The following is a 17,705-nucleotide window of genomic DNA, read 5'->3' as shown; positions in this document are numbered from 1 at the left end:
CTGACATCCTGGACTGCAAAAGAAAAAGGCGTCCCGGCACAGATTGTCCGGGACGCTAGGGAGACAGGGTCAGATGCGCTCTTCGGTCGTCGCATCAAACAGGGAGGCAACGCTCATGTCGAAGCCGAGGCGCACGCGAGCACCCGGGGCATAACGACGGGTGCCGCCAATGCGGACCGACAGCGTGTGCCCGGCGTGCTTCAGCCAAAGCAGGTTATCGGCACCCATCGGCTCTTCGATATCGACGATCGCCTCGTGCAGCTCGGTAATGCCGTTTTCCTCATCGACCTTGATGTGTTCGGGACGAACGCCGAGCACGACCTTGCGTCCCGCAACGAGGGGTTCGGCCGACTGGTAGCCATCCAGCGAGAACATCACATCATGGGTCCGGAAAAGAACCTTGCCGCCTTCGTTGATCAGATCGCCATGCAGAAAGTTCATCGACGGCGAGCCGATAAAGCCGGCAACGAAGAGGTTCTTCGGCTGGTTGTAGATCGTGTTCGGGTCGGCGAGCTGCTGGATCACGCCGCTCTTCATGATCGCGATACGGTCGGCCAGCGTCAGCGCCTCGATCTGGTCATGGGTGACGTAGATCATCGTGTTTTTCAAATTGTGGTGCAGACGCTTGATCTCGACGCGCAGTTCCGAGCGCAACTTGGCATCGAGGTTGGAGAGTGGCTCGTCGAAGAGGAAGACATCCACGTCGCGAACCAGCGCACGCCCGATTGCGACGCGCTGCCTTTGCCCGCCTGATAGCGCCGAGGGCTTGCGATCGAGCAGCGGCCCGATCTGCAGGATATCGGCGGCGCGCTGCACGCGCTTTTCGATCTCGTCCTTCGGCATCTTCGCAACCTGCAGGCCGAAGGAGAGGTTTTTCTTCACCGTCATCTGGGGATAGAGGGCGTAGGACTGGAACACCATGCCGATGCCGCGATCCTTGGGCTCTTCCCAGGTGACGTTTTTGCCCTTGATGAAAATCTGCCCATCGGTCGGCTCCAGCAGACCGGCAATGCAGTTCAACAGCGTGGACTTGCCGCAACCGGACGAGCCGAGGAGGACGATGAATTCGCCATCGACAATGTCGAGATTGAGGTTTTCCAGCACCTTCACGGCGCCGAAGCTCAAAGAGAGGTCCTTGATCGATACACTGTGCTGCATAAGCTTAACCCTTGACTGCGCCGGCGGCGATGCCCCGGACGAACAGGCGTCCGGAAATGAAGTAGACGATGAGCGGCACGGCGCCGGTCAGAAGTGTTGCGGCCATGTTGACATTGTATTCCTTCACGCCCTGGACCGAGTTGACGATGTTGTTCAGCTGAACGGTCATCGGGTAATATTCCGGTCGGGTGAAGACGACGCCGAAGAGGAAGTCGTTCCAGATGCCGGTGATCTGCAGGATCATGGCCACGACGAAGATCGGCAGCGACATGGGCAGCATGATCCTGAGATAGATCTGCCAGAACCCTGCCCCATCGATGCGCGCCGCCTTGAACAGTTCTTCCGGCAAGGAGGTGAAGTAGTTGCGGAAGAGCAGCGTCAGGATCGGCATGCCGAAAATGGTGTGAACGATGACGAGGCCGGTCAGCGTCCCGTAGATGCCGAGTTCACGCAGCACGATGACGATCGGATAGATCATGACCTGATAGGGAATGAAGGCGCCGATGACCAGGATCGTGAAAAAGAGCTCGGCACCCTTGAACCGCCAATTGGCGAGCGCATAGCCGTTCACCGAAGCAATCAGGATGGAGATGAAGGTCGACGGGACCATGATCCGCACAGAGTTCCAGAAGCCGCGCGACAGGCCGTCGCAGTTCAGACCGGTGCAGGCTGTCGCCCAGGCCTTGACCCATGGCTCGAAAGTGATTTCGACCGGCGGCGAGAAGATATTGCCGAGACGGATTTCCGGCATGCCCTTGAGCGACGTAACCACCATCACGTAGAGCGGCAGCAGATAGTAGATCGCAAAGACGATCAGCGAGCCATAGAGCATGATGTTGCGCGCCGAAAAGGTGCGTTTCGGCTTCGCGCCGCGCGGACCGGCGCCGAGGCGATCGGAGACTGCATCGAAACCGGCAGCCGCAGTGTTGAGAGAACCGGGATTAGCCACGCTTCTTTCCTCCGAATTCCAGATAGGCCCAGGGGATGATGATGATGGCAACCGTCAACAGCATCATGGTCGAGGCAGCGAAGCCCTGCCCCAGGTTTTGCGCCTGGAACATGTAGTCATAGACGTATTTTGCCGGAACTTCCGAGGCGATACCCGGGCCGCCACTGGTCTGGGCGACGACCAGGTCGTAGAGGCGGACAATGCCAGAGGTGATGATGACAAGCGTCGTGATGAACACGGGACGCATCATCGGAATGACGATGAAAAGATAGGTCTTCCACATGGGAATGCCGTCAACGCGGGCAGCCTTCCAGATGTCTTCGTCGATACCGCGGAGACCCGCAAGCAGCAGGCACATCACGAGCCCAGTACCCTGCCAGAGACCGGCGATCAGGATGCCGTAGATGACAATGTCGGGATCATAGAGCGGATTGAAGGTGAAGCTTTCCCAGCCAAGCGAGCGCACGATCGACTGCACCCCGAAATCCGGGTTGAGGATCCACTGCCAGACCAGACCTGTCACGATGAAGGACAGCGCGAAGGGATAGAGGAAAATCGTGCGGAACGCGTTTTCGAAACGGATCTTCTGATCCATCAAAGCGGCAAGCACAAACCCGATCACGATCGAAAAAATCAGCGAGAGCAGGCCATAGATCGCAAGATTCTGAATCGACATGACCCAGCGCGGCGCATCCCAAAGGCGCTCATACTGATCGAAGCCGACAAAGTTCGCGCGCGGCAGAAGCTTCGAATTGGTGAAAGAATACACGACCGTCCAGATCGTGCCGCCGAGAAAGATGACCAGCGCGGTCAATATCATCGGAATGGAAGCAATCTTTGCATTGAGATTGCGAAACAGCTTGCTGGGTCGACCGGCACGCACAGCGCTTGCCATAGGTCACTCCTCCTCGTCCTCAGAGACCGGGATCGGCAAGAGGCAGCGCACAGCCCAAGGCACGCAAAAATCCTCGCCGCGAAGCGGACCGCACTCCCGGTAGAAATTGGCCAGTAATCGACCGGGGAAAAACCCCGGTCGATCGTGATCCGGTCAAATCATTCGGCAGATGCGATGATGTCGGCGAAGCGCTTCTGCGCGTCTTCAACCGTCATCGACGGATTTGCGAAGAACTCGGAGAACAGGTCTTCCTTCTGCTTCTGGCTGTCGGCCGAAAGCAACTGGTCGGTCCCCTGGATGACATTGCCCTTGGCGAGAATGTCGAGACCCTTCTTCATGCAGTCGTTGGCTGCAGCCAGATCCACGTCACCGCGAACCGGCAGCGAACCCTTCTTGAGGTTAAAGGCAACCTGGGTCGCCGGTGAAACCAGCGTCGCGGCCAGGGCATCCTGGGCTGCAGACTTGGCTTCGTCGCTCACGGCCGGGAAGTAGAAGGCATCACCACCGGTCGAGATGATCTCGTTGACGCCGAGGCCCGGAAGGCAGGTATAGTCCTTGCCGGCAACCTTGCCGGCGAGGGCGAATTCACCCTGCGCCCAGTCACCCATGATCTGACCGCCGGCCTTGCCGGTGATCACGAGGTTGGTAGCCTGGTTCCAGTCCTGCACGTTGGAGCCCTTCGACATGCGACGGGCATCGTCGGCGGCCTTGAAGACCTTGGCGATCTCCGGTCCGGCAGCGACTTCCTCATCCTTTTCCTTGAAGACCTTTTCAAACGTCTCCTTGCCAGCGATGGCGACCATCAGGACGTCGAAGGCACCGGCGGACTGCCAGGGCTGACCACCGACGGCGAGCGGAATGATGCCCTTGGCTTCAAGAGCCGGAGCCGCGGCGACAAACTCGTCCCAGCTCTTCGGAACGGCAACGCCGGCCTGCTCAAAGGCCGCGTTGGACAGCCACAGCCACTGCCAGGAGTGGATGTTGACCGGGGCGCAGTAGATCTTGCCGTCGATGGTGCAGCTCTCAAGCAGGCTTGCCGGCTTGATGACATCCTTCCAGCCTTCCTTCTCGGCAACAGCCGTAAGGTCCTTCATCAGGCCGGCCTGAACCAGTTCCTCGGCCTGACGGCCATGGTTGAACTGGGTGGCACCCATGGGATCACCGCCGGTGATGCGGCTGATCATGATCGGACGGGCCGTACCACCGGAACCGGCAATCGCGCCATCCACCCACTTATTGCCAGTGGCGTCAAAAGCCTTTGCCAATTCGGCGACGGCTGCGGCTTCGCCGCCAGACGTCCACCAATGGGTGACTTCCAGATCTGTAGCATGAGCCGCTGCAAACGGCATGACGACAGTTGCGGCCAAAGCTGCCGCGAAGCTGCGAATATTCATGAGTCTCCTCCCTCACTGAAACGTTGCCGGAAAAACCTATGCGAACTGTCAGAGGTGCGCAACTCCCCGTCGACGTTTTTTTAACGATTCGGCCCGGGCCACCAAATTCACGGCCATCACACACCAACCTCAAAACAGAATTATTTTGCGTCGCACAGGGATTTTGTCCTATCATTTCAACATCGCGAAGAGATATTTCGATAATATTTTCGCAATGCATCAATATGCTGCACCTCTCATTTTTTGGGGTGATCGAGTGTGGTGGCTGCGTCTGCACGCTGAAGCAGCAAAACAAAATGCTCGACAAATCACCTGTATCGTTTCAGATTTGTTCAGCCAGGCGCCGGGAGGAGGCGCTCAGATGTCGGTTTGCAGTCGCCGTCGCAGCGACTATAAGCGGACGGAAGCAAGTGCGGGGCGACATGACAGAACAGCAGGAACGCGGCGGACAGCACGGGGCTGCGACGTCCGAACGGCCAACCTTGAAGACGATTGCCTTCATGACGGGTCTTGGCATCACGACGGTGTCGCGCGCCCTGAAGGATGCGCCGGACATCGGCGCCGAGACTAAGCAGCGGGTGCGTATGGTAGCACGGCAACTCGGCTACCAGCCCAATCGCGCCGGCGTGCGCCTTCGCACCGGCAAGACCAACGTCATTGCGCTGGTGCTTGGCATCGACGAGGAGATCCTCGGCTTCTCCAATCAGATGGTCGTCGGCATTTCGGAAGTTTTGTCCGGCACCCCCTACCACATCGTGGTGACGCCGCACGCGCATACCAAGGACCCGATGGCACCGGTGCGCTATATCCTCGATACAGGATCGGCGGATGGCGTGATCATCTCGCGCATGGAGCCGGATGACCCGCGGGTCAGCCTGCTGATGGAGCGCAACATGCCGTTCGCCACCCATGGCCGAACCCGCCTCGCCGAGCCGCACCCCTTTCATGACTTCGACAACGAAGCCTTTGGCGAGGGCGCGGTCGACCGCCTCGTTGCGCGCGGCAGGCGCCGCATTGCGCTTCTGCCACCGCCCAGCAAACTGACCTATTTCAGCCATATGCGCGCAGGCTTCATGCAGGCGCTGGCGCGCCACGGAGCCCAGGAAGTGCCGCTTTCCGTCGACCTCGACGCTTCGCTGGAAGAGGTCCGCGCGACGATGCAAGCGCTGATGAGTGCACCAGGCGCGCCAGATGGCATCGTGCTCGCCTCCGGCAGCAGCGCGATCGCCGCCAATGCCGGCATCGAAGCGGCGGGCATGCGGGTAGGCCACGAGGTGGATATGGTTGCGAAGCAAGGCATTCCCATCCTCAAATGGGTGCGCCCCGAAATCATCACGGCCTATGAAGACGTCCGTCAGGCCGGCCGCGAATTGGCCAAGGCTGTGATTGCCCGCATCGATGGCATCGAGCCTTCGCTGCTGCAGAGCCTCAGCCAGCCGCGTTGGGACTGAGGGTCCGCGATCAGCGTCAGACGGGTTGGGGTGCGAGCCCTGTATCCCAGACGACAACGGCGTTCCGGCCACGATCCTTGGCGGTGTGCAGCGCGACATCGGCCCGCTTCAGGAGCTCGTCCGGTGTCACCTGCATGAGGCCATGCGCCACACCGACACTGACGGTCACGCTCACGAATTCGTTGCCGAGGAAGAACATCTGCTGCGCCACCGTCTCGCAAATGGCGTGCCCCAGATCCTCGGCCCCCTCGATGTCGCAATCGGGAACATAGGCGGCAAACTCTGCGCCTGCGAGCCGTCCGATCAGCGCATTCTTCGGCAGTTCCTGCGCCATCAGCTCGGCACAGGTCTTCAACACCTCGTCGCCGCCGGAATGCCCGAAGCGGTCATTGATGCGTTTGACGTGGTCGACATCGACATAGAGGAAGGCCCCCTCGCCGCGGATCTTGTGCGACAAGGTCTGCAGCATGCCGAGAAAGGTCTGTCGATTGACAAAGCCCGTCAGCACATCGGTCGCTGCACTCCATTCGTTTTGCAGCTGAACCCGATCCTTGATCATGACAAAGGCGGCAAGATTGCCGAAGACAGCGTGGAGCAGCAGTTCGAGCGCCAGGATTTCGGTGAAGACGGACTGCGTTCCGGGCTTGATGGCAAAGGCGTCACCCGCAAAGGTCCAGACAAGGCCAGCGAGGAAATGCAGGGCAAACCAACCCACGACCATCGCGCGGCCTGCAAGCTTTTCCGTTTTTGATGAAATCCAGTGTTCGCGCAGGATCAGGCCGCAATAGACCAAGACAACGGCGCCAAACAGCAGCGGACGCGCCGATGCCCCTTCGGCAAAGCTTTCAAAACTTGCCGAAGCCAGGATGTAAAGTGCCGGCCCGATGGCGGCCACGACGGTGCGCGAAGCGCGATGATCAAAGCTGCACAGCGCCTGCCAGGAGAGCGCCAGCGACCACAGCACCGCCCCCTCGCCGAAGATCGTGGCCACGGGATGCCCCCATAGAGAGAGAAGCATACCCAACGCGCCTATCCCTGCTGCGATAGCCCATTGCACGAGTTCAAAGCGTTGCCGTTCCCGCCGATAGGCGTGCAGAAACACCAGACTAAAAAGGGCCTGAACGGCGAAATTTGCCAGAAGCAACGACGGGGAAAATACCTGAAACATCAACCGAGACCTGTAAGGCGATGAATGCACAATCGCCATGCGACGCTAGGTCAGCCCCCTTAACATGGGCCTAATTGCATCGCGTGCATTTTAACGAATACACGCGCGATGCGGGATTATCCAACGGAATTGCCAGGATCGTCTCTCCCCAAGATAAGGGGACCGGCAATTTTCCCCGGGATCCTGCTTATGGCCGGGACACATGGCAAGAGGTCAAAAACAAACCCGGCATGTTTTGCAATGCCGGGTTCGGTGAAGCTGTCAGTCTATGCGTGCGCCCGCCTAGAACTGGCCGGCCCATGGGCCATGATGGATGTCCTTGCCGTCAAGACGATCAAAGCCATGGGCGCCGAAGAAGTCGCGCTGGGCCTGGATCAGGTTGGCGGTGCCGCGGCCGCGGCGGTAGGTGTCGAAGTAGGCAAGCGCCGAGGAAAGGGCCGGAACCGGCAGGCCGGAAAGGGCTGCATGCGAGACGACCCGGCGCAGCGCCCCGTCGGTTTCCTTGACCATGGCCGAGAAGGCCGGTGTGATCACGAGATTGGCGACACCAGGATCCCTAGTGAAGGCCGAGGTGATCTCGTCGAGGAATTGCGAGCGGATGATGCAACCGGCGCGCCAGATGCGGGCAATGGTCGGCATGGGCAGCGACCAGCCGAACTCGGCAGACGCGGCAGACATCACGGCAAAGCCTTGTGCATAGGCGGCGATCTTGGCGGCAAGCAGGGCGTTTTCCAGATCGGCGATGAAGGCGGCGCGGTCCTTGGGTGCCTCGGCCAGGGCCGGCAGGCCGAACAGCTTTTCGGCGGCGAGGCGCTCCGAGCGCAGCGACGAGAGTACGCGGCCGGCGACCGCCGCCTCGATGCCGGTGGCCGCCACGCCAAGGTTCTGCGCCTCGATCGCCGACCACTTGCCGGTGCCCTTCTGGCCGGCGGCGTCGACGATCACATCGACCATCGGCGTGCCGGTTTCCGGATCGGTCGCCTTCAGCACCTTCTCGGTGATCTCGATCAGGTAGGAATTGAGGCGGCCCTTGTTCCAAGTGCCGAAGATCTCGCCGATCTCGGGCGCCGACAGGTTCAGGCCGTCACGCAGGATGCCGTAGATCTCGGCAATCATCTGCATGTCGGCATATTCGATGCCGTTATGGATCGTCTTGACGAAATGGCCCGCGCCATCCGTGCCGAGCCAGGCAACGCAGGGCTCGTCATTGAAGCGGGCGGCAATCGAGGTCAGCACCGGCTCGACGCGCTTCCAGCTCTCTTCCGTGCCGCCGACCATGATCGAGGGACCATGGCGCGCCCCCTCTTCGCCGCCGGAGACCCCCATGCCGATAAAGGTGAAGTCGGTGCCGGCAAGGCGCTCGAAGCGGGCGACCGTGTCGCGGAAATTGGCATTGCCGGCATCGATCATGATGTCGTTCTTGGCGAGATGCGGCATGAGCGCTGCGATCTGCTGGTCGACCGCCTCGCCGGCCTTGATCATGATGATGATCGGCCGTGGCGGGCGGATGGCGGCGACGAACTCCTCGATCGTGTGGCAGCCGATGATCTGCCCGGCCAGATCGCCCGCCTCGCCGAGGAACTCGTCCGTGCGTGCCGGCGTGCGGTTGAACACCGCGATCCGGTTGCCCTTCTCGGCAATATTGAGGGCAAGATTGGAGCCCATGACCCCGAGACCGATCAGACCGATTTCCGCTTGCTGCACGATGAGACCTCCGCATGCATTTCAGGATGCGGCTTTTTCGCATTCGTGAGGACCGGCGGCAAGCCGGAAATTTGACCGAACGGTAAACGCAGTGTCAGGGGCCCGGGTGGTCGTCGTCGGAACTGATCACCCGCCAGGCGGCCCCGTCGAGATCCTCGTACTGGCCGCTCTTGAGCGACCAGAGGAAGGCGACAAGGCCAAGCCCGCCAAGGATGAGCGCGATCGGGATGAGGTAGATGAGCATGTTCATGCGGCAAGCCTCGGTGATGTGCCAAGGGCCTCGGCACCACCCGTGTTGGAAAATTGCGCCACCGTTGGCGGCAGGGACAAGCGGTTCAGCCTGAGCGCATTGACCACAACGATGATCGAGGAGGTCGACATGGCGACCGCGGCAATCAGCGGCGTGGCATAGCCGAGAAGTGCAATCGGCACGGCAATCACATTGTAGCCGATGGCAAGCGCGAAGTTTTCGCGGATCAGGCGCCCGGAGCGGCGGGAGGCTTCAATGGCAAAGGGCACGGCCTCAAGACCATCGCGCATGAAGACGAAGTCGGCGGCCTGGCGCCCCACATCGGCAGCCGTTGCAGGTGCCATCGAGACATGAGCGGCAGCCAGCGCTGGCGCATCGTTGATCCCATCGCCGACCATCAGCAGCCGATGCGCCTCACCGTTTTCAGTGGCGCAGGCGTCCGCCTTGTCGCGCGGCGAAAGCGCTGCCCTCCACTTCGCGATTCCGAGTTGAGATGCCAACCGCTTGACCACCGCCGGCCGGTCGCCAGACAGGATGGTGAGATCAAACCCCTCCTGCTGCAGCGTCTCGATGGCCTCTCTCGCCTGCGGCCGCAACATGTCTTCAAACAGGAAGACCGCACGCTGATCGCCATTGAGGGACAAGACAACTTCCGAATACGGCACATCTTCGCCCGGCGCCGTGCTGGCGTCGCTGACGGGGCATGCAAAACGGCGATTGCCCAGGCGCCAGTGTCCCTCGGGCGTCACAGCTTCGACGCCAGCGCCCGGCACTTCACGCACCCCGTCAAAGGCGGCCGGCTGACCGCCATAGGCCCGGCGCAGGGCGCTGGACAAGGGATGGCGCGAATGGCCGGCAAGACCAGCTGCGATTGCAAAGGCCCCACCATCGATCCACTCGGCATCGATCAGACGGGGACGTCCGAGCGTGAGGGTACCCGTCTTGTCGAAGGCGATGGCATCGACTTCGGCAAGCCGCTCCATGGCCGAGCCATCCTTGACCATGATGCCCGCCTTGAACAGCCGTCCTGCCGCGACCACCTGGACCACCGGCACGGCAAGCCCGAGCGCGCAGGGGCAGGTGATGATGAGAACGGCGATCGCGACCATCATCGCATGTTTCCAGTCACCATTCGACAGCCCCCAGGCAAAGAAGGCGGTGATGGCAAGCAGATGCACGACAGGCGAATAAAACTGGGCAGCGCGGTCGGCAATGCGTCGATAGCGCGCCCTCCCCCCTTCGGCGGCCTCCATCAGATGGATGATCTCGGCCAGGAAGGAATTCTGCGCCGTGGCCGTCGCCCGGATCGTCAGGGACCCCGTCAGGCTCAGCGTTCCCGCCTGGACGGCTGCGCCGGGTTCGACAGGCACGGGCGCGCTTTCGCCATTGACGATCGACATATCGAGATCGCTCACCCCGGACGTGACGATGCCATCGACTGGGATGCGGTCACCCGCGGCAATCGAGATCAGATCGCCAACCTTGATCTCTTCGACGGAACGATAGTCGCGGCTGCCGTCGACGTTGAGCACAAGCGCGCCGCGGGGGCTCAGCCGCGCCAGGCCGCTGATTGCCGACCGGGCCCGGTCCCGCATCACGTGATCAAGCGCGCGACCGATCAGCAGGAAAAACAGAAGCGATGCAGTCGCGTCGAAATAGGCATGTGGGCCGTGATGAATGGTTTCCCAGAGCGAGGCGACGTAGGAAAGCGTGATACCGATGGCAATCGGCACATCCATATTGGTGCGACCGTGCTTCAGCGCATTCCAGGCGGACTGGTAGAAAAAGCGGCCGGCATAAATCAGCGCGGGCGCGCAGATCAAAGCCGAAATCCAGTGAAAGAGATCGCGCGTCGACGCGTCCGCTCCCGACCAGACCGAGACGGACAACAGCATGATATTGGTGGCAGCGAAACCCGACAAGGCAACCGCCCGGATCAGCTGATTGCGAAGCGCATCCGAGGCCTCTTCGGCAGCCGTGAACAGGTGCGAGCTATAGCCGGTGGTCGCAATCGCCTGCGGTATGGTCACAGGATCGACGGCCACGCCATCAACGGCTTCACGCCAGACGACAGAAACGCGTTTGGTCGACAGGTTCACTCGCGCACGTTCCACCTGCGGAAGGGCCTTCAAGACGCCCTCGACCGTGGTGATGCAGGTGCCGCAGTGGACCTCCGGCACGGATAGATCCGTTTGCAGCAAGCCTGGCCCGACGGACCGGCTCGACAACAGCAGTTCTTCCGTTGATGGCAGGGAGCGTCCTGCCCGGTCGAGGTCCAGTGCACCCTCTGTGCCTGCTGCGCAGCAGCTCATTGTTGCTCTCCCGAAACGGTGATGCGCTCCGCCTCATGCATGACCAGCTTGCCATCCTTGACGGCCTGAATTTCCACAATCCAGCTACCGCTGTCTATCGCCCGCTCGGCCACATAAAGGCCGTCGCCCGCCGGCGTCAGCTGCAGTTCAAAGTCCTGCACCGTCCCGACAGGACGCTTGAAGTGAGCCAGCACGCTGTCTGCAACAACCGGCTGATCGCCCGGCAATGTCAGACGATAGCGGATACTGCTTGCACTGACGCTCAGATCCCCCTCAATCCCGGTGGCCAGCATCTCGCGAATGGCTGCGGTCTTGCCGTTGAATTGCTGGCTCGCGACATAGGTGTTTTTCACCACCAGACCGCTCCAACTCGACGAGGCAAGATAGGCCATCGTGACATTGACGCTGATGATGACGCCGAAGAAAGCCACCATAATGGCCAGCATGTGCCATCCGGTAAAGGTGAAGGACTTGCCCGTATTCGTTCTCATCGTTTGGCTCCTGGGCCGATAAAGACTGCATCGTAGACGGCTTGCTCGCTTCCGCCGGCATCCGTTGCGATGAAGCGGAGATCCTGGTTGTCGTCTGTGACCTTGTCGCCGGCCATGGTGACGAAGACCTTGAGTGTCGTCGCTTCGTCAGGTTCGACGGAGACGGTGAAGCGCTGCCCGCTGACACCGTCCATGCCGTTCACCTTGAGAACCGCATCCGGCAGGCCTTCGATGGCAACCTCGATGTCGCGTGGTTCGGCGATCATGTTGAGAATGCGCAGCGTATAGCCGTTGCGGATGGAGCCGTCGGATTCCAGCACATATTGCGGATTGCGATCATGCAGGACATTGAGCTCCAGCCTGTCACGACCAAGTAGCGCAAGCAGCAATCCGATACCGACGGCGGTCCACACACCCATGTAAAGCAGGGTCCGGGGGCGGAAAATGACGCGCCAGTTGAAGTGGCGAACCTTGTCCGAGAAGCTGCCATCGGCATTGCGCACCCTCGCCGGCTCGATTGCCGTCGTGCCGCCATTGGTCGCAAGCGCCATGTTCGACTGGTATTCATCAAGCGTCGCATAGGCGATCAGGCCGCGCGGCTTGCCGATCTTGTCCATCACGCCATCGCAGGCGTCGATGCAGAGCGCGCAGGTGATGCATTCCAGCTGCTGACCGTCGCGAATGTCGATGCCCATGGGACAGACGGCGACGCAGGCATTGCAATCGACACAATCGCCGACGCTCTCGCCGGCTGCCGCCGCCTTCTTGGCATGCCGGGTGCGTGGCTCGCCGCGCCAGTCATTATAGGTGACGACGAGCGAATTTTCATCAAGCATGGCGGCCTGAATGCGCGGCCATGGGCACATGTAGATGCAGACCTGCTCGCGCATCAGGCCACCGAAGACATAGGTGGTGGCGGTGAGGATAGCGACCGTCATGTAGGCGATAGGATCCGCATTGCCGGTGACGAAATCACGCGCCAATGTCGGCGCATCGGCAAAGTAGAAAATCCAGGCACCGCCGGTCAGAACGCCGATCATGACCCAGATGGCATGCTTGGAGACACGCTTCCAGAGCTTGTCGAGGCTCCATGGGGCCGCGTCGAGTTTGATCCGGGCGTTCCGGTCGCCTTCAATGATGCGTTCGATGACGAGGAACAGATCGACCCAGACCGTCTGTGGACAGGTATAGCCACACCAGGCGCGCCCAACGGCAGAGGTGACGAGGAAGAGGCCGAACCCCGCCATGACCAGAAGCCCGGCGACGAAGAAGAACTCCTGTGGCCAGATTTCGATGAAGAAGAAATAGAAGCGGCGATTCGCCAGATCGATGAGCACGGCCTGGTCCGGCGCAAATGCGCCCCGATCCCACCGCAGCCAAGGTGTGAGATAGTAGATGCCGAGCGTGATCGCCATGACGATCCACTTGAACTGACGGAACTTGCCTTCGGCACGCTTGGGAAAGATCTTCTTGCGTGCCTCGTAGAGCGGCTGTCGTTTTTTCGCCGACATGACCGGTTCGGCGTTCAGACGCTCGACGTCTCCCGCCTCCTGGGCAGCCTGCGACTCATTTAATTGCACATTCATGGCACGAGAACCTATTTCTGATGCTCGTCTTGTCCCATCCCCGGCACCAGCGCACCTTGACTTATGTCAAGCAGCGGCAAAGCGCCGCAATAGATAGGATATACACTATACGAAAGGGCGACCGCACCTGATCGGTGTGGCCGCCCCCTCAAGATGTCCGGATCTTACTCGCCGCCGCCCAGAGAATGGACGTAGACAGTCAGCTGCTTGACGGTGGTATCGCCAAGACGCGCGCCCCAGCCGGGCATCACACCGTGCTTCGGCTGCCGGATCTGGGCGGCAATCTGGGCCTCACCCTCAGCCTTCAGCCAGATGGCATCGGCCAGATTTGGCGCGCCCATGTCCTTGATCCCCTTGGCATCCTCGCCATGGCAGGAAGCACAGTTATCGGCAAAGACCTGACGCCCCGGCTCAACCATGGCCGCGTCCAGCGGTGTTCCGGAGAGGCTGACCACATAGGCCGCGACCTGCTTGATCTGCTCCCCGTCGATGATGTCGGCAAAGGCCGGCATTTCCGAAATCCGGGTGTCCGGATCCTGGTCGTAGCGGATGCCGTGCGTGATCGAGGTGTGGATCGAGTCGAGATCGCCGCCCCAGAGCCAGTCGTCGTCATTGAGGTTGGGATAACCGGCACCGCCGGCAGCGCCAGAACCATGGCAGGGCGAGCAGTTGACCTTGAAGGCGGCAGCACCACCGGCAACGGCGAACTGTGCCAGTTCACGATCCGCGACAATGTCCTGCAGCGAAGCGGCAGAAATCTTGTCGAGATAGGCAACCTGCGCCGATTTGGCCACTTCCAGTTCCTGGGCGACCTCTGCCCGGCTGGAATAGCCAAGCAGGCCCTTGGTATTATCGGTCAACAGCGGCCAGGCAGGGTACATGACGGAGTAGCCGATGGCCCAAAGGATGGTCACGTAGAAGGTATAGACCCACCAGCGCGGCATCGGGTTGTTGAGTTCCCGGATCCCGTCCCATTCATGGCCGGTTGTTTCGACGCCGCTGATTTCGTCGATATGTTTTTTATCAGCCATAGTCAGTCCTCCTTGAGAGGGATCTGGGCCACATCATCGGCAATCTTCTTGCCGCCTGGCCGGAAGGTGAAGGCAATCACGCCGATGAAGAAGGCGACCATGGCAAGCAGGGCCCAACTGTCGGCGAACTGGCGCAATGCAGTGTAGGTTTCCATGACAAGACCTCAGCGGTAACCGGTTGCATCGTCATAGGTGGAGAAATCGACAAGCGTGCCGAGCATCTGGAGATAGGCGACAAGCGCGTCCATCTCGGTCAGCTTGGCAGGATCACCGTCGAAATCGCCGACCTTGGCCTTCGGATAGCGCTCCAGGAGACCGGTGGTATCGGCATTCGGATCGGCCTGCGCCTTCAGGTCGGCTTCAGCCTCGGCAATCATCGCGTCCGTATAGGGCACGGTGACGGTGCGGTTGGCTTGAAGCATCATGCTGACATTGGTGATCTTGAGCGGCGTTTCCTTGAGGAAAGCGTAGCCCGGCATGATCGATTCCGGCACGACCGAGCGCGGATCGGACAGATGCTGGACATGCCACTCGTTCGAGTAGCGATCGCCGACCCGGGCGAGATCCGGCCCGGTGCGCTTCGATCCCCACTGGAACGGATGGTCGTACATCGATTCCGCAGCCAGCGAGTAGTGACCGTAACGCTCCACTTCATCACGGAACGGACGGATCATCTGGCTGTGGCAGACATAGCATCCTTCGCGGATATAGATGTCGCGCCCTGCCAGTTCGAGCGGTGCGTAAGGCCGCATACCCTCGACTTTTTCGATGGTGTTCTCGAGGTAGAACAAGGGCACGATTTCCACGATACCGCCGATGGTCACGACCACCAGCGAACCGAGGAAGAGAAGGCTCGCGTTCTTCTCGAGGATTGCGTGTTTATCAAGAATGGACATGTGAGCCTTCCTTCTTATTCAGCAGGCTGGGCGGCAACAGGCGCTGGCGAACCAGCCACCGATGCCTCCTTGCGCTCGTAGCCGAGGATGGTCATGGCGACGTTGTAAGCCATGATGATGCCACCCAGGAGATACATGGCGCCACCGATCGCGCGCAGCACGTAGTAGGGATGCATCGCGGAGACGGATTCGGCGAAAGAGTAGACCAGGAAGCCCTGATCGTCGTATTCGCGCCACATCAGACCCTGCTGGATACCGGCGACCCAGAGCACGGCGGCGTAGACCACGATGCCAAGCGTTGCCAGCCAGAAGTGCCAGTTGACCAGCTGCAGCGAGTAGAGGCGATTGCGGTTCCACAGCTTCGGCGTCAGGTAGTAGACGGCACCGAAGGTGATCATGCCGACCCAACCAAGCGCACCCGAATGCACGTGACCGATGGTCCATTCGGTATAGTGGCTGAGCGAGTTCACGGCCTTGATCGACATCATCGGACCTTCAAATGTCGACATGCCGTAGAAGGCAATGGCGATGACCATCATGCGGATGATCGGGTCGGTACGGATCTTGTCCCAGGCACCCGACAGCGTCATCAGGCCGTTGATCATGCCACCCCAGGAGGGCATCCAGAGCATGACCGAGAACACCATGCCAAGCGTCTGCGCCCAGTCCGGCAGCGCGGTGTAGTGCAGATGGTGCGGACCTGCCCAGATATACATGAAGATCAGGGCCCAGAAGTGGATGATCGACAGGCGGTAGGAGTAAACCGGACGACCGGCCTGCTTGGGCACGAAATAATACATCATGCCGAGGAAGCCAGCGGTGAGGAAGAAGCCGACCGCGTTGTGGCCATACCACCACTGGGTCAGCGCATCCTGCACGCCCGAGAAGGCGGAGTAGCTCTTCACACCCAGGAAGGACACCGGCATCGCCAGATTGTTGACGATGTGCAGCATCGCGATGGTCACGATGAAGGACAGATAAAACCAGTTCGCAACATAGATATGTGGCTCCTTGCGGGTCAGGATCGTCCCCATGAAGGCGATCAGATAGGCCACCCAGACAACCGTCAGCCAGAGATCGACATACCATTCCGGCTCGGCATATTCACGGCCCTGCGTGATGCCGAGCAGATAGCCGGTCGCGGCCATGACGATGAAGAACTGATAGCCCCAGAACACGAACCAGCCGAGATTGCCGCCAAACAGACGGGCCCGCGACGTGCGCTGGACAACGTAGAAGGAGGTGGCGATCAAGGCATTGCCGCCGAAGGCAAAGATGACGGCGGAGGTGTGGAGCGGACGAAGCCGGCCAAAGGTGAACCAAGGCTCGATATAGAGCTCGGGATAAGCCATTTGCAGCGCAACGACCACACCAACGAGGAAGCCGACGACACCCCAGAAGACGGTGGCGATGACGCCGTATCTGACGACATCATCGAAATATTCCGACTGCAGCGCCTTGGGCTGGCCGGAAGGCGCCGACGCTTTTGTCGGCGCGAACTGCATCCGACGGAGCATGACGACCGTGCCCCCCGCGAGCACGAAAAACGCAACCCACATATGGGCTGCAAAAAGGCTGTCGTGGGCAAAAGCCACTCCGAGCAGCGCGGCGAAGGCAAGAAGCGCCATCACCAGGGTTTCAAACGTATAGTTCATTGTTGGTATCCCCCAACGTCTTGCGGATGTCTTCGCGCAGGGTCCTGGTCAAGGAATCCCTTCGCGTCGAATGCTCTTCTCGCATCGGAGGGCGCAAGCCACCTTGATCCAAATCAATGCGGGCAGGCTGAAAATCGCCAAGCTGTGAGACTGTGGCGAAGATGTGCATTGTCACCTCCCCCGAACCAATCCGTAGCGTTGCGAGGCGACTGCGCGCTGGCTCATTCGGAGGACCTCGCCGACGAGGAGAACTGCAAGATGCTGAACAATGCCAACAATCCGGCATTCATCACCAAGGCCAATGAAGGCGTTCCGGGCGCCGGGCGCGATCTGGCCTGGCTGGCGCGTGCGCACAACGAACAGCTTTCCCTCTGCTCAGAGCTTGAGGATATTGCCGATTCGCTGCCGGCTGCCATCAATCGGCAAAAATGCATCTATGCCGCAAAGGCACTCGGCCCCCTGATCAAGGGAATCCATCAGTTTGAAGAATCGGTCGTCTTTCCACGGCTGCTGGCCGATGCCCGGTCGGACCAGATGGATGCCACGGTTGAACGACTGAAATTCGAGCATTGCGAAGACGAATGCTTTGCCGAGGAACTGACCGACGCGCTCCTGAAGCTGGGCTCAGGCGCTCCCGTCAATATGGAAGCCGTCGGCTATATGCTGCGGGGTTTCTTTGAAGGATTGCGGCGGCATATCGCGTTCGAAAGGGAGTTTCTGTTGCGCGATCTGACGGACGATCCGCCGGTCGGCTTGACGTGACGG

The 17,705-nt window shown here is 60.5% G+C and carries 16 protein-coding genes; 2 read left to right on the top strand and 14 right to left on the bottom strand.

The window, feature by feature from the left end; genetic code table 11:
• Positions 1 to 69 precede the first annotated feature (69 nt).
• The 4 genes from FAA97_RS02300 to FAA97_RS02285 all read right to left on the bottom strand — a co-directional run bounded on the left by FAA97_RS02300 (position 70) and on the right by FAA97_RS02285 (position 4,396).
• On the bottom strand, positions 70 to 1,158 hold the full coding sequence (locus tag FAA97_RS02300) for an ABC transporter ATP-binding protein (RefSeq protein WP_136596907.1): 1,089 nt from the start codon (positions 1,156 to 1,158) through the stop codon (positions 70 to 72).
• A 4-nt stretch (positions 1,159 to 1,162) separates the two neighbouring features.
• Positions 1,163 to 2,107: a carbohydrate ABC transporter permease gene (locus FAA97_RS02295; protein WP_136596906.1), complete on the bottom strand. Its 945-nt coding sequence runs from the start codon at positions 2,105 to 2,107 to the stop codon at positions 1,163 to 1,165.
• Positions 2,100 to 3,002: a carbohydrate ABC transporter permease gene (locus FAA97_RS02290; protein ID WP_136596905.1), complete on the bottom strand. Its 903-nt coding sequence runs from the start codon at positions 3,000 to 3,002 to the stop codon at positions 2,100 to 2,102. The genes FAA97_RS02295 and FAA97_RS02290 overlap by 8 nt, the downstream gene beginning before the upstream one ends.
• A gap of 158 nt (positions 3,003 to 3,160) precedes the next feature.
• Positions 3,161 to 4,396 (bottom strand): ABC transporter substrate-binding protein, encoded by a 1,236-nt coding sequence (locus tag FAA97_RS02285; protein ID WP_136596904.1) that lies wholly within the window; start codon positions 4,394 to 4,396, stop codon positions 3,161 to 3,163.
• A gap of 422 nt (positions 4,397 to 4,818) precedes the next feature.
• Between FAA97_RS02285 and FAA97_RS02280 the strand changes: the two genes are divergently transcribed.
• Entirely contained in the window at positions 4,819 to 5,847 is a 1,029-nt protein-coding gene (locus FAA97_RS02280) for a LacI family transcriptional regulator (protein ID WP_136596903.1), read from the top strand.
• Positions 5,848 to 5,863: 16 nt separating this feature from the next.
• Here FAA97_RS02280 and FAA97_RS02275 read toward each other — a convergent pair whose 3' ends face one another.
• The 10 genes from FAA97_RS02275 to ccoN form a co-directional block, all read right to left on the bottom strand.
• The gene (locus tag FAA97_RS02275) at positions 5,864 to 6,838 is read right to left on the bottom strand and encodes a GGDEF domain-containing protein (protein ID WP_168800893.1); all 975 of its coding nucleotides are present in this window, start codon (positions 6,836 to 6,838) and stop codon (positions 5,864 to 5,866) included.
• Between the two features lie 459 nt (positions 6,839 to 7,297).
• Positions 7,298 to 8,719 carry an NADP-dependent phosphogluconate dehydrogenase gene (gene gndA, locus FAA97_RS02270; protein ID WP_136596901.1) on the bottom strand — a complete coding sequence of 474 codons (1,422 nt, stop codon included), beginning with the start codon at positions 8,717 to 8,719 and terminating at the stop codon, positions 7,298 to 7,300.
• A gap of 94 nt (positions 8,720 to 8,813) precedes the next feature.
• Positions 8,814 to 8,969: a cbb3-type cytochrome oxidase assembly protein CcoS gene (ccoS, locus tag FAA97_RS02265; RefSeq protein WP_136596900.1), complete on the bottom strand. Its 156-nt coding sequence runs from the start codon at positions 8,967 to 8,969 to the stop codon at positions 8,814 to 8,816.
• On the bottom strand, positions 8,966 to 11,281 hold the full coding sequence (locus FAA97_RS02260; protein ID WP_136596899.1) for a cation-translocating P-type ATPase: 2,316 nt from the start codon (positions 11,279 to 11,281) through the stop codon (positions 8,966 to 8,968). The genes ccoS and FAA97_RS02260 overlap by 4 nt, the downstream gene beginning before the upstream one ends.
• Positions 11,278 to 11,772, bottom strand: a complete 495-nt coding sequence (locus tag FAA97_RS02255) for a FixH family protein (RefSeq protein ID WP_136596898.1) — start codon at positions 11,770 to 11,772, stop codon at positions 11,278 to 11,280. Before FAA97_RS02255 ends, FAA97_RS02260 begins: the two co-directional genes overlap by 4 nt.
• Positions 11,769 to 13,358: a cytochrome c oxidase accessory protein CcoG gene (gene ccoG / locus FAA97_RS02250; protein WP_136596897.1), complete on the bottom strand. Its 1,590-nt coding sequence runs from the start codon at positions 13,356 to 13,358 to the stop codon at positions 11,769 to 11,771. The genes FAA97_RS02255 and ccoG overlap by 4 nt, the downstream gene beginning before the upstream one ends.
• A gap of 164 nt (positions 13,359 to 13,522) precedes the next feature.
• The gene (gene ccoP, locus FAA97_RS02245) at positions 13,523 to 14,389 is read right to left on the bottom strand and encodes a cytochrome-c oxidase, cbb3-type subunit III (RefSeq protein ID WP_136596896.1); all 867 of its coding nucleotides are present in this window, start codon (positions 14,387 to 14,389) and stop codon (positions 13,523 to 13,525) included.
• A gap of 2 nt (positions 14,390 to 14,391) precedes the next feature.
• Positions 14,392 to 14,544, bottom strand: a complete 153-nt coding sequence (locus tag FAA97_RS02240) for a cbb3-type cytochrome c oxidase subunit 3 (protein WP_136596895.1) — start codon at positions 14,542 to 14,544, stop codon at positions 14,392 to 14,394.
• Positions 14,545 to 14,553: 9 nt separating this feature from the next.
• Positions 14,554 to 15,285: a cytochrome-c oxidase, cbb3-type subunit II gene (gene ccoO / locus FAA97_RS02235; protein WP_136596894.1), complete on the bottom strand. Its 732-nt coding sequence runs from the start codon at positions 15,283 to 15,285 to the stop codon at positions 14,554 to 14,556.
• A gap of 14 nt (positions 15,286 to 15,299) precedes the next feature.
• Entirely contained in the window at positions 15,300 to 16,940 is a 1,641-nt protein-coding gene (ccoN, locus tag FAA97_RS02230) for a cytochrome-c oxidase, cbb3-type subunit I (protein ID WP_136596893.1), read from the bottom strand.
• 258 nt (positions 16,941 to 17,198) lie between these two features.
• Here ccoN and FAA97_RS02225 point away from each other — a divergent pair, with 258 nt between their 5' ends.
• Positions 17,199 to 17,702, top strand: coding sequence for a hemerythrin domain-containing protein (locus FAA97_RS02225; protein ID WP_136596892.1), 504 nt, complete (start codon positions 17,199 to 17,201; stop codon positions 17,700 to 17,702).
• The last annotated feature ends 3 nt before the right edge of the window (positions 17,703 to 17,705 follow it).

Source organism: Peteryoungia ipomoeae (assembly GCF_004912165.1).
In the GTDB taxonomy this organism is placed as follows: domain Bacteria; phylum Pseudomonadota; class Alphaproteobacteria; order Rhizobiales; family Rhizobiaceae; genus Allorhizobium; species Allorhizobium ipomoeae.
Note: the sequence above shows the minus strand (reverse complement) of the source record. Positions and strands in the feature narration are given on the sequence as shown.